The 11,743-nt window shown below is 64.0% G+C and carries 10 protein-coding genes; 8 read left to right on the top strand and 2 right to left on the bottom strand.

The genetic code is table 11. The annotated features are described in order from the left end of the window. Positions 1 to 100: 100 nt before the first annotated feature. From ACTNBZ_RS08680 to hpf, 8 genes are all read left to right on the top strand, one after another. Positions 101 to 1,885, top strand: a complete 1,785-nt coding sequence (locus ACTNBZ_RS08680) for an LTA synthase family protein (protein ID WP_441209275.1) — start codon at positions 101 to 103, stop codon at positions 1,883 to 1,885. A gap of 151 nt (positions 1,886 to 2,036) precedes the next feature. Further along, on the top strand, positions 2,037 to 3,206 hold the full coding sequence (locus ACTNBZ_RS08675) for a cation diffusion facilitator family transporter (protein ID WP_441209274.1): 1,170 nt from the start codon (positions 2,037 to 2,039) through the stop codon (positions 3,204 to 3,206). A 134-nt stretch (positions 3,207 to 3,340) separates the two neighbouring features. Continuing rightward, entirely contained in the window at positions 3,341 to 4,036 is a 696-nt protein-coding gene (locus tag ACTNBZ_RS08670; RefSeq protein ID WP_441209273.1) for a response regulator transcription factor, read from the top strand. Beyond that, the gene (locus ACTNBZ_RS08665) at positions 4,033 to 5,466 is read left to right on the top strand and encodes a sensor histidine kinase (RefSeq protein ID WP_441209272.1); all 1,434 of its coding nucleotides are present in this window, start codon (positions 4,033 to 4,035) and stop codon (positions 5,464 to 5,466) included. Before ACTNBZ_RS08670 ends, ACTNBZ_RS08665 begins: the two co-directional genes overlap by 4 nt. Positions 5,467 to 5,503: 37 nt before the next feature. Further along, positions 5,504 to 6,844 (top strand): S1C family serine protease, encoded by a 1,341-nt coding sequence (locus tag ACTNBZ_RS08660; RefSeq protein ID WP_441209271.1) that lies wholly within the window; start codon positions 5,504 to 5,506, stop codon positions 6,842 to 6,844. Positions 6,845 to 7,040: 196 nt separating this feature from the next. Further along, positions 7,041 to 8,195: an amidohydrolase gene (locus ACTNBZ_RS08655; RefSeq protein ID WP_441209270.1), complete on the top strand. Its 1,155-nt coding sequence runs from the start codon at positions 7,041 to 7,043 to the stop codon at positions 8,193 to 8,195. A gap of 37 nt (positions 8,196 to 8,232) precedes the next feature. Beyond that, entirely contained in the window at positions 8,233 to 9,075 is an 843-nt protein-coding gene (locus ACTNBZ_RS08650; protein WP_441209269.1) for a fumarate hydratase, read from the top strand. Positions 9,076 to 9,217: 142 nt separating this feature from the next. Beyond that, positions 9,218 to 9,760 (top strand): ribosome hibernation-promoting factor, HPF/YfiA family, encoded by a 543-nt coding sequence (gene hpf / locus ACTNBZ_RS08645; protein ID WP_441209268.1) that lies wholly within the window; start codon positions 9,218 to 9,220, stop codon positions 9,758 to 9,760. A gap of 124 nt (positions 9,761 to 9,884) precedes the next feature. Here hpf and ACTNBZ_RS08640 read toward each other — a convergent pair whose 3' ends face one another. After that, positions 9,885 to 11,198, bottom strand: coding sequence for a hypothetical protein (locus ACTNBZ_RS08640; protein WP_441209267.1), 1,314 nt, complete (start codon positions 11,196 to 11,198; stop codon positions 9,885 to 9,887). Between the two features lie 16 nt (positions 11,199 to 11,214). Then, entirely contained in the window at positions 11,215 to 11,682 is a 468-nt protein-coding gene (locus ACTNBZ_RS08635; RefSeq protein WP_441209266.1) for an RNA polymerase sigma factor, read from the bottom strand. Positions 11,683 to 11,743: the final 61 nt, after the last annotated feature.

Raw genomic sequence — 11,743 nt, 5'->3', positions numbered from 1 at the left:
ATCGGAGCATAGGCGGGCGCGGCCGCGTTGGCCCAGGTTACCCATGGAGGCGGGGACGGCGGAATGGCTGTCCCGGCTGTTCTTTGTTGCAGGACCCCTTGTGTCCTACAGTCTGGTGGAGATCCTGAACTACAACGAGCCGTGGACCAGCTTCACCCCCCTTCAGATGGCGCTGAACCTGGTGTGGTATTATTTTGGGGCGCTGTTTTTCTATTTTGTCCTGGGCCGGCGGGACCGGGCGACGAAAGTGGCCATGGTCATTGCCTGGTTTATTGGCGTCGTCAACCGCTATGCCATCGCCTTCCGGGGCAGGACGCTGTTCCCCGGTGATATCGTCACCATCCGCACCGCCCTCAATGTGGCGGGTAATTACAACTACACCCCCGACGCTGCCATGGTGCTCACAGGGCTGGCAGTGGCGGCCTTTATCGCCGTTCTCTCTCTGCTGCCCACCGACCGGGGCCGCCGGAAGTTTTCCTGGAAACTGTTTCTGCCCACGCTGGCGGGCTCGGCGGCCTTCCTGTACATGTTTTTCTGCACCAATGTGGTGTCCGACGCGGGCATCTCCCCCTCCATGTGGACCACCCGGGGCAACGGCCTGGCGCTGAATTTCTCCCTGTGCGTGCGCTACAGCCGGGTGAGCCAGCCCGCGGGCTATTCCCAGGCGGCCCTTAAGAGCGAGGCCGCAGAGCTGGGGGGGGACGATACCGCGGAAACGACCGGGGCGGACGGGGCCGTCCGCCCGGTCAACGTGATCGTGGTGATGAACGAGTCCTTCTCCGACCTGGAGGTCATCCCCGGGGTGGAGACCAACCGGGACGCCATGCCCTTCATCCACTCCCTCACCGAGAACACCGTCAAGGGCACGGCCTACTCCTCGGTGTTTGGCGGGACCACCGCCAACTCCGAGTATGAGTTCCTCACCGGGAATACCACCACCTTCCTGCCCGCCGGCACCGTGCCATACCACATGTACGTCAGCGCCGACGATCCCTCCCTGGCTTGGCAGATGGGGGCGCTGGGCTACCGGACGGTGGCCATGCACCCCTACTACGCCTCCGGCTGGAACCGGGTGTCGGTCTACAACGACCTGGGCTTTGACGAGCAGTACTTCCTGGACGACTTTGACTACGATGACAGCGAGGGGAGCCCTGACATCATCCGGGAGTTCCTCTCCGACCAGAAGAATTACGAGAATCTGATCGCCCGGTATGAGGCCAAGGAGAAGGGCGAGCCCCTGTTCCTCTTCAACGTGACCATGCAGAACCACAGCGCCTACAACGGTGAGTGGATCAATCTCCCCCGGGAGGTGTGGCTCACCGGCGAGTACGAGGGCCGGTTCAACACCGTGGACCAGTACCTGAACCTGGTGTACCAGAGCGACCGGGCCTTTGAGTATCTCATCGACTATTTCTCCCAGGTGGAGGAACCCACCATCATCTGCATGTTCGGAGACCATCAGCCCCAGGTGGCCACCAATTTCTACACCGAGGCCCTGGGCGGCGAGGTGGGAGAGCTGCCGGTGGAGACGGCGGAGAAGAAGCAGGCCGTCCCCTTCCTCATCTGGGCCAACTACGATATTCAGGAGCAGGAGGACGCGGTGCTCTCCCTGAACTACCTGTCCACTCTGCTGACCGATATCGCGGGCCTGCCCCAGACCGGTTACCAGAAATTCCTGAGCGAGATCTATCAGGAACTGCCCGTCATCAACACCGTGGGCTATCTGGACAAGGATGGGAACTGGACGGCGGAGGAGCAGCCCCAGGCCCTGTCCCAGTCGGGCCAGCAGGCGCTGAAACGGTACAGGATCCTGGAGTACAACAATATCTTTGACAAGAGCCGGCGGCCGGCGGACTTTTTCACCCTGAAGCAGGGAGAGAGCTGAGCCCCCGCCCGGACAATGGAAAGGCGGGACCGCGGCGCAAAGGCGCCGGGTCCCGCCTTTTTTATTTTTTGCGGGAATGGCGATGGACGCGGGCGCGTATCCTGTGCTATAATCATATGATTCAGATTAGAAATTTTTGGAGTGTAAGACCATGACGGATTATTTGGTAAAGCGCTTTGTGCGGGATTACGATCAGGTGCAGGACCCGGAGGTGCGGGAGCGGTACGGCCTGCTCTCGGGCATCGTGGGCATCCTGCTCAACCTGCTGCTCTCGGTGGGCAAGTTTTTCGCCGGGCTGGTGACCGGCTCCATCTCCATTACGGCGGACGCCTTCAACAACCTGTCGGACGCCGGCTCCTCGGTGGTGACGCTGGTGGGCTTCCGCCTGGCGGGACAGAAGGCGGACGATGACCATCCCTTTGGCCACGGGCGCATCGAATATCTGGCCGGCCTGCTGGTGTCCCTCATTATCCTGCTGGTGGGCTTTGAACTGGGCCGGTCGTCGCTGGAAAAGATCATCCACCCGGAGAAGGTGGCCTTCTCGGCAGTCTCTCTGGTGATCCTGGGTGTGTCCATCGCGGTCAAGCTGTGGATGAGCTTCTTCAACCGCAGGCTCTCCCAAAAGATCCATTCGGCTGCCATGGCGGCCACGGCGGCCGACTCCCTCTCCGACGTGGTGGCCACCTCGGCGGTGCTGCTGGGCGCGGTGGTGAGCCGGGTGTCCAGCGTGTCCATCGACGGATGGGTGGGCGTGCTGGTGGCGCTGTTCATCCTGCGGGCGGGCTGGGGCGCCGCCAAGGACACCATCGATCCCCTGCTGGGACAGACCCCGGACCCCGAGCTGGTGAAGGAGATCGAGCGGACGGTGCTGGCCCACGAGGCGGTGGTGGGTATCCACGACCTGGTGATCCACGACTACGGCCCCGGCCGGTCCATGATGTCCTTTCACGCGGAGGTGCCCATGAACGTCGATATTATGGAAGCCCACGACGCTATCGACCACATCGAGCGGGAGCTGATGCGAAAATTCGGCATCCAGACCTCCGTCCACATGGACCCCATCGCCACCAATGACGAGCGGGTCAATGCCACCCGGGCCCGGGTGGCCAAGCTGGTGCGGGAAATTGACCCCGCCCTCACCATCCACGATTTCCGCATGACCGACGGCCCCCAGTACATCAACCTGATCTTCGACGTGGTGGCTCCCCGCAGCTGCGCCCTGGATGACGAGGCGCTGAAGACCGCCATTGCCCGGCGGCTCCGGGCGGAGGATGAGCAGTACTGCGCGGTGATCCAGGTGGACCACTCCTATGTGGAGTGACTTTTTACAGATTATTCACCCACTCCCCGGAGCGCGGGAGGTAAAATAATATCTATTGATACTAAATAAACCGCATTGCTATTTATTCCCGCGGCCGACGCCGCACTTCACCACCAAGAAAGGAAGGGTATCCTATGGCGACCAAGGTTCTGATCGTAGAGGATGAGAAGAATATCGCGGAGCTCCTTCATCTCTATCTGGAGAAGGAGGGCTTTGAGACCGCTGTGGCCGGCGACGGCGGGAAGGGCGTGGAGCTGTTCCGCTCCTTCCACCCCGACCTGGTGCTGCTGGATATCATGCTGCCGGTGATGGACGGCTGGTCGGTGCTCAAGAAGATCCGGGAGAACGACAAGACCCCTGTCATCATGCTCACCGCCAAGGGCGAGACCGACGACAAGGTCAACGGCCTGGAGATGGGGGCCGACGACTACATCGTAAAGCCATTTGAGATGAAGGAGGTCCTGGCCCGCATCCACGCGGTGCTCCGCCGCTTCGGCGCGGAGGGCGAGGCTGGCGGGGAGAAGAAGCTCAGCTTCGACAAGCTGACCATCAACCTGGATTCCTATGAGCTGCTGGTGGACGGCAAGCGGGTGGACACGCCTCCCAAGGAGCTGGAGCTCCTCTACCACCTGGCCTCCGCCCCCAACCGGGTGTTCACCCGCAACCAGCTGCTGGACGAGGTGTGGGGCTTTGACTATTTCGGCGATTCCCGCACTGTGGACGTACACATCAAGCGTTTGCGGGAAAAGCTGGAGGGGGTCAGCGACCAGTGGAGCCTGAAGACCGTGTGGGGTGTGGGCTATAAGTTCGAGGTCGTGAGCGCCGGATGAAAAGCGTATACGGACGACAGTTCAGCATGATGGCTGCCATCATCCTCATCTCCTTTACTCTGCTGGGGGCGGCCTTTATTACCCTCTCGTACCGGTATACCATCCAGGAAAAACAGGAGTCCATGGAGCGCAATGTGGAGTTTATCTCCCAATTTACCGGCGCGCTCCAGAGCAGCGGCGGCAGCGTGATGGATTCCTCCTATCAGGCATACGTCAGCGCCATCGCCAGCGTGTCCGACGCCTATGTCATCATCTGCAGGACGGACGGCCGGGTGCTTCTGGCCTCTGAGGGGGCCATCCGGGACGGGCTGGCCGCGCCGGCGGTGCCCCATCAGATCTGCCAGCTCATCGGGCGGGATGGAGAGTACACCGGCATGAGCAATCTGGGAGGCATCTTCCCGGAGCGGCGCTATGTGGCGGGCAAATCGGTGGTCAAAAGCGACTTTTTGGGCCAGCAATACGAGACCAATCTGGTCTTTGTGGCGGCCGACACCTCCAATATCACCGGACTGTGGCGGGCGGTGACCAGCATTTTCTTCTTCACCGCCCTGGTGGTGCTTTTCATCGCCTTCATCAGCAGCTCGGTGACCTCGCTCCACCAGACCAGGCCCTTGAAGGAGATCGCGGACATGGCCCGGAGATTCGGCCACGGGGAATATGACGCCCGGGTCACCGGCTATGAGGACCGCCGGGACGAGGTGGGCGAGCTGGCCGAGGCCTTCAATGCCATGGCCGACTCCATCTCAAAGGCCGACGCCAAGCGCAGCGAATTCATTGCCAACGTCTCCCATGAGCTCAAGACGCCCATGACCACCATTGCCGGCTTTGCCGACGGCATCCTGGACGGGACCATCCCCCGGGAGCGGGAGCGGGAATATCTCCAGACCATCTCGTCGGAGACCCGGCGGCTCTCCCGGCTGGTGCGGCGGATGCTGGAGGTCTCCCGGCTTCAGTCCAGTGAGAACGTCACCGCCCAGGAGCCCTTTGACGTGGCCGAGGTCATGCTGCGGGTGCTGGTGAGCCTGGAGCCCAAGATCAGCGCCCGCCATCTGGACGTGGATACCGCCCTGCCCGAGGGCCGGGTGATGGTCTGGGGCGACCCGGACGCCATCACCCAGGTGTGCTACAACCTGCTGGACAACGCCATCAAGTTTTCCACTGAAGGGAGCACCATGGGCATCGGCATCCAATCTAAAAACGGGAAGGCCTATGTGTCGGTGCGCAACACCGGCGAGACCATCCCGCCGGAGGAGCTCCCCCTGCTCTTCGACCGCTTCCACAAGACCGACCGGTCCCGCAGCGAGGACCGGGACGGCGTGGGACTGGGACTCTATATCGTCAAAACCATCCTGGGCAATCACAGGGAGAATATCACGGTGACCAGCGAGAACGGTGTGACCGAGTTCACCTTTACCCTGACGCTGGCATAAAGGGTTTCCCTCCCCATCTTCCGCGAGGAGTGATGAGATGTACAGCTATTACTTTGACCGGCCGGATATGGAATATAACATCCCGCCCGGCGCCGGGGAGGACAGGGCTCCTGTCCTTCGTCCTGTCCCCGACAGCGGGGAAGGGGAGAAGCGGCGGGTAGTCCGCCGGGCCGCGGAGGCGCCGCGCCCCCGCCGGAACCGGCGCAGGGCCCGGGCTGTAGTGGTGCTCTGCCTGTTCCTGGCACTGATGCTGGGCAGCGGGGCGGCGGCGGTGCTCCTCAATCTCCGGGGCGGGCGGCCTCTGCCCGCCCTGGAGGACCTTATGCCCTGGGAGGACGGGGCGGAGGACTGGGACGGCCGCTTTGCACCCGTCCCGGAGACGCAGGAGAGCGAGACTCTGGTCAAACGGGCGCCTGTGGGCGGAGGTACGGTCCTTTCCCTGTCCCCCGAGCCGGAGGGGGAGGCTCTCTCCCCACGGGATATCTATGACAAAAGTGTTCCGTCCATCGTCAGTATCCGGGGTGAGGGCGACTGGGGCGCCTCACTGGGGACGGGCATTATCCTGTCGGAGGACGGATACATCATCACCAACCACCACGTCATTGCCGGGACCAGGACCGTGACCGTGACCCGTCTGGACGGCGGCGGCTCCTACGACGCCCTGCTGGTGGGCAGCGACGGGCAGACTGACCTGGCGGTGCTGAAGGTGGAGGCCGCCGGCCTGCCGGCGGCGGAATTCGGGGATTCCGCCAGCCTGCGGGTGGGGGACCCGGCCTACGCCATCGGGAACCCCCTGGGGGAGCAGCTCATGGGCACCATGACCGACGGCATCATCTCCTATCTGGACCGGGCCATGTCGGTGGACGGCTATGAGATGCAGCTCATCCAGACCAGCGCGGCCCTGAATTCCGGCAATTCCGGCGGCGCATTGGTGAACCAGTATGGACAGGTCATCGGGGTCACCACCCTGAAGATGAGTTCGAACTGGAACACCATCGAGGGGCTGGGATTTGCCATCCCCACCGCTTCGGCCAAGGCCATCGTGGACGAGCTCATTGCCGCGGGCCATATCGGCGGCCGGCCCGCCATCGGCGTAACGGTGGGCCCGGTGAAATACTATGTGGAGGATCCGGACGCGGTGCCCCAGGGCCTGTGGGTGGAGAGCGTGGACGAAAATTCTGACGCCTGGCGGAAGGGCCTGCGGGCGGGGGACATCATCGTGGAGGCCAACGGCCTGCCCACTCCCGCCATCGCCGATCTCAACGCCCAGAAGGAGGGACTCCAGGCGGGAGACAGCCTGGAGCTGAAGATCTTCCGGGACGGGGATTACCTGATCCTCAGCGTGGAGCTGGTGGAGCAGTACACCCTGGCCGGATAGAAAAAAGGAGCGCCCCCCGCCATCGGAGAGCGCCCAAAGCAAAACAATAAGAGAGAATGGAATATGAGCGCCCCCGGCCCGTGCCGGAGAGGGACTCATATGCGGGATCGGACCAATTGGCCGAGCTGCAAGTAATAATATAGCCTGAATTCCTGAAAATGTCAAACAGAACATTTGTCGAAAGGTGTCGTGACCAATGCTGATTCACAACGGAGTGGTCCATCCCATGGATGGGCCGGTGATCCCCCGGGGCTACGTGTGGCTGGAGGGAGAGAAGATCCGGGCGGTAGGGCCGGAGGAGGAACTGCCCGCGTGGGACGGCCCTTCGCTGGATGCGGAGGGCGGCCACATCCTGCCCGGCTTCGTGGACGCCCACTGCCATCTGGGCATGTTCGGCAACGCCCTGGGCTTTGAGGCGGACGACGGCAACGAGTCCACCGATCCCTGCACCCCTCAGCTCCGGGCCATCGACGCGGTGAATCCTCTGGACCGCTGCTTTGAGGAGGCACGGCAGGGCGGCGTGACCACGGTGCTCACCGGGCCGGGCAGCGCCAATCCCATTGCCGGCCAGTTCGTGGCCCTCAAGACCAACGGACGCTGGGTGGACGAGGCCATTGTGAAGGCCCCGGCCGCCATGAAATTCGCTCTGGGCGAGAACCCCAAATCGGTGTACAACGACCGGAAGGAGACCCCGGTGACCCGCATGGCCACTGCCGCCATCATCCGGGAGAATCTGGCCCGGGCGGTGGAGTACCGGGACAAGCAGATCAAGGCCGGGGAGGACCCGGATACCGATATGCCCGACTTTGACACCAAGCTGGAGGCCCTTTTTCCTGTCACTGAGGGAGAGCTGCCTGCCCACTTCCACGCCCACCGGGCCGATGATATCGCCACCGCCATGCGCATCGCCCGGGAGTTCGGATTGCGCTATGTGATCGTCCACGGCACCGAGGGCCATCTGCTGGCCGACTATCTGGCCGCCGAGGGGGTGCCCGTCATCACCGGGCCCTGCCTGGGGGACCGGAGCAAGCCGGAGCTCGCCAACCAGACGCTGGAGAATCCGGCCATTCTGGCCCGGGCCGGCGTGAAGGTGGCCATCTGCACCGACCACCCGGAGACCCCCATCCAGTACCTGCCCATCTGCGCCGCCATGGCGGTGCGCGCCGGTATGGAGGAGGAGGAGGCCCTGGCCGCCATCACCCGCAATGCCGCCGAGATCGGCGGCGTGGGCGACCGGGTAGGCACCCTGACACCGGGCAAGGACGCCGACGTGGTGGTCACCTCCGGCCATCCCCTGGACTGGAAGAGCCGGGTGGAGGCCGTATTCATCAACGGCGGCCGCGTGCGGTGAGCGCCATCCCATCCTGATCAGCGAGAGGAAGAGCCATATGAGAGAGATCGCGTATTCCGATATCGTCAATACCGTCCGTGAGCTGTGCATCCAGGCCAACTGTCACCTGCCCGGCGACCTGCGGCAGGCCATCTCCGCCGCTGCCGGGGAGGAGCCCTCGCCGGTGGGCCGGGCCATCCTGGGGGACCTGGTGGAGAACTTCCGTTTTGCCGATGAGAAGGGCCTGCCCATCTGCCAGGACACCGGCATGGCCGTGGTCTTTGCCGAGCTGGGGCAGGAGTGCCACATCACCGGTGGCCTGCTGTCCGACGCGGTGAACGAGGGCGTAGCCCGGGGCTATGTGGAGGGCCATCTGCGCCTTTCGGTGGTGGGCGACCCCCTGCGCCGGGTCAACACCAACAACAATACCCCTGCCATCCTCCACCTGACCCTGGTGGAGGGGGATAAACTGACCCTCACGGTGGCTCCCAAGGGCTTTGGCAGCGAGAACATGACCGCCCTCAAAATGCTCAAGCCCTCGGTGGGGCCCGACGCGGTGGTGGACTTCATTGTGGAGGCGGTGTCGGCCGCCGGATCCAACCCCTGCCCGCCGGTGGTGGTGGGTGTTGGCCTGGGCGGCACGTCGGAGATGGCCGCCCTGCTGGCCAAACGGGCTTTGCTGCGGCCGGTGGACCAGCACAATCCCGACCCCTTCTACGCTGAACTGGAGGAGAAGGCCCTCCGGCGTATCAACGCCCTGGGCATCGGCCCCCAGGGACTGGGGGGCGCCACCACGGCGCTGTCGGTATGCATCCTGCCCCACGCCACCCATATCGCCGGTCTGCCCTGTGCGGTGAACCTGGGCTGCCATGTGACCCGCCACGCCCAGGCCGTTTTGTAAAAATATCATATTTTCCTCTGGAAATTTCTTATCGTTGTGGTATAATTATCACAAGGAGGCCCCCAAAGAGGGACTCCCGTACAGGGCAACAGCCCCAGGAACCAGAAATGTCCTCTTCGGAGGGCGGAAGGAGCTGACATCTATGAAGTTCGTGTTTACAGACAAGAAGGTCAACCTCCCCAACAAGGTCCACGCCTACGCGGAAAAGAAAGTAGGTAAGCTGGACCGCTATTTCAAGGCGGATGCGGAGGCTGCCGTTGTCTTTAGTGTTGAAAAGGGCCGCAACAACGTGGAGTTGACCGTCCGTTCCGGCGGCACCATCATCCGCGTGGCCGAGAGCACGTCCGATATGTTCGCCACCATCGACGCGGCGGTGGCCTCGGTGGAGCGCCAGATCCGCAAGAACAAGGCGCGCCTGGAGAAGCGCCTGCGTCAGGACGCCTTTGTCCGCACCGTGGACGAAGAGGAGTCCTCCTTCGCGCCTGAGACGGAGGAGGAGGATTTCAGCATCGTCCGCACCAAGAAGTTCCCCATCAAGCCCATGACGGTGGAGGAGGCGGTGCTCCAGATGAACCTGGTGGACCACGCGTTCTTCGCCTTCAAGAATATCGACGCCGACGGCGCCTTCTCGGTGGTCTACAAGCGCAACGACGGCGGCTACGGCCTGATCGAAGACGAGGCCTGACGGAACAGGGGGCTGCGCCCCCGGTAAGCATTGCATGTAAAAAACTCGCTGCCCCCCGGGGCAGCGAGTTTTTTTGCGCAGGGGGAGAACCCCCGTGCAGGGCGGGGCTCTCCCGCCGTCCACCTCAGGCGGCGGGGATGGCCCGGGCCACCTCCTCCGGAGTCAGGCCCTTGATGGTGTACGTGGCGGCCACGGTGGAATCCCCGCAGGGGTAGTGGAGGGTGAAGGCGGGATAGCGCCAGCCGGGCACGTCCCCTGCGTCATCCTCCACATAGGCGCCCCATGCGGACAGGATCTCCGTGTCCAGGTCCCCGGGCTCAAAGTCCGGGGCGGGCAGCTTGGCGTGGGGCGGGAAGAGACAGAGGGAGACCTCCACATAGTCATAACCGTGTGCCCAGCCTGCGGTGAGCTGCCGGCACTGTGTGTCGGTCTCCCCGGTCAGCTCCGCGCGGGAGAGGGTGAAGCGCCGGGGCGGCGCGGGAAGAAAAGCGCCCATGGGGGTGGAGGCAGCTTCCTCCAGCGTCACCTCCCGGGATGCGGCCTGGGCGGAGGGAGCGGGCAGCGCTCCAAAGGCCAGGAAGCCGTGCTCCCCGGTAAATACCCGAAGCACTTCCTTGAGGAGCAGCTGGCTGAGCCCTTCGTCGGGGCTCACCGACTGGTAGGAGACCCCCATGTCTCCGTACAGGAAATGGGCCCGGTAATGATACTCGGGACCGCCGTCCCCGTCCCGGTCCTCGCGGAGGAAATAGGCGATAACCTCCATACCGTTTTTGTCAAAGGCGGGGACATGTTCGTACTGCTCCTCCACCAGAGGCTCCTGACCGGGGAAGAGGGTGAGGGAGAAGGAGGAACTCCCGCGGGAGCCCCGGACAGCAGCCGAAAAGAGCTGCCCGTCAGGCAGGGTGGTGCAGGAGCCGGTGAGGGTAAAGCCCTCCCACCCCAGCAGGGCCAGATAGTCGGGCCGAGAGGCGGAGAAGAGGTCCAGCATCTCCTGTGCGGTCAGGTCCCGGGTGGTGCTGCCGGCCAGGGGGGCGTAGCAGACGGTCACGCAGGGCTGGCCGGTCAGGTCGGGGAGGATGAGCCCCTCCATGGTAAAGGCGTACCCTTCCGGCAGGGCGGGCACCAGCAGAGAGAGCGCCTCCGGGTCGTACGACTGGGCATAGGAAGAGGGCTCCGGGGCGGGCGCGGAAGCGGATGGAGCGGAGGGCGCGGGAAGTGGGTCCGCCGACCCGGGGAGCAGGGCGGCCCCGGGATCGGAGGCCGGCCACAGGCTCCAGCCGATGGCGGCGGCCAATACGAGACAGGCGGCCAGTCCCGCGGCCCACAGTCCCCGGCGGTGGGAGCGCCTGGGACTGCCGGTCTCCAGGGCCTCCATCAGGTCCAGGTGGGCCATGGGGGAGAGCCGCACCCGGTCCATATAGGTACGATAGTCTCTCATAAAAGACTCCTTTCTGTCACATATCATCGGTGAGCATGTCCCGCAGTTTTTTGCGGCAGCGGGAGAGGCGGGAGCGGACAGTGCCCTCACGTTCCCCCAGGATGGCGGCGATCTCCGCCGTCTGATAGCCCTCGTAGTAGAAGAGGTGGACGGTGGCCCGCTCTTTTGGTGGCAGGGAGAGCACCACGTCCAGGGCCGCGTGCTCCTCCGGCGTGGCGGCGGGATAGCTCTCCGGCAGCGGGGCGGTGCGCCGCCGCCAGGGGGAGCGGAGGCGGCTCTTGCAGCCGTTCACCGTCACCCGCAGCAGCCACGCCCGCTCATGGGCGGCGTCGGGGCAGGAGGGCGTCTTTTCCAGCCATGCCAGAAAGGCGTCCTGCACTGCGTCCTCGGCCTCGTGGGCGTCCCCCAGGATGGCCGCCGCCGCCCGGTACAGCGTTTGTTCGTGGGTTTTGACCAGAAGCTCCAACCGGTTGGGATCTGTCATGCCTTCTCCTCCCTTCACCCTAATAAACGATAGGAAGAAGGAAATTGTTGCGCCGGCGGGG

It is taken from the genome of Pseudoflavonifractor sp. HCP28S3_F10, from assembly GCF_052065415.1.
Lineage (GTDB): Bacteria > Bacillota > Clostridia > Oscillospirales > Oscillospiraceae > Pseudoflavonifractor_A.
The sequence above is the reverse complement of the archived record's forward strand: the minus strand, read 5'-3'. Positions and strand labels throughout refer to the sequence as shown.

Bases quoted from the DNA above. Each gene is read 5' to 3' on its own strand.
- hpf (WP_441209268.1), top strand. From the start codon at position 9,218: ATGAAGTTCGTGTTTACAGACAAGAAGGTCAACCTCCCCAACAAGGTC.
- ACTNBZ_RS08665 (WP_441209272.1), top strand. From the start codon at position 4,033: ATGAAAAGCGTATACGGACGACAGTTCAGCATGATGGCTGCCATCATC.
- ACTNBZ_RS08635 (WP_441209266.1), bottom strand. From the start codon at position 11,682: ATGACAGATCCCAACCGGTTGGAGCTTCTGGTCAAAACCCACGAACAA.
- ACTNBZ_RS08675 (WP_441209274.1), top strand. From the start codon at position 2,037: ATGACGGATTATTTGGTAAAGCGCTTTGTGCGGGATTACGATCAGGTG.
- ACTNBZ_RS08650 (WP_441209269.1), top strand. From the start codon at position 8,233: ATGAGAGAGATCGCGTATTCCGATATCGTCAATACCGTCCGTGAGCTG.
- ACTNBZ_RS08660 (WP_441209271.1), top strand. From the start codon at position 5,504: ATGTACAGCTATTACTTTGACCGGCCGGATATGGAATATAACATCCCG.
- ACTNBZ_RS08670 (WP_441209273.1), top strand. From the start codon at position 3,341: ATGGCGACCAAGGTTCTGATCGTAGAGGATGAGAAGAATATCGCGGAG.
- ACTNBZ_RS08655 (WP_441209270.1), top strand. From the start codon at position 7,041: ATGCTGATTCACAACGGAGTGGTCCATCCCATGGATGGGCCGGTGATC.
- ACTNBZ_RS08640 (WP_441209267.1), bottom strand. From the start codon at position 11,198: ATGAGAGACTATCGTACCTATATGGACCGGGTGCGGCTCTCCCCCATG.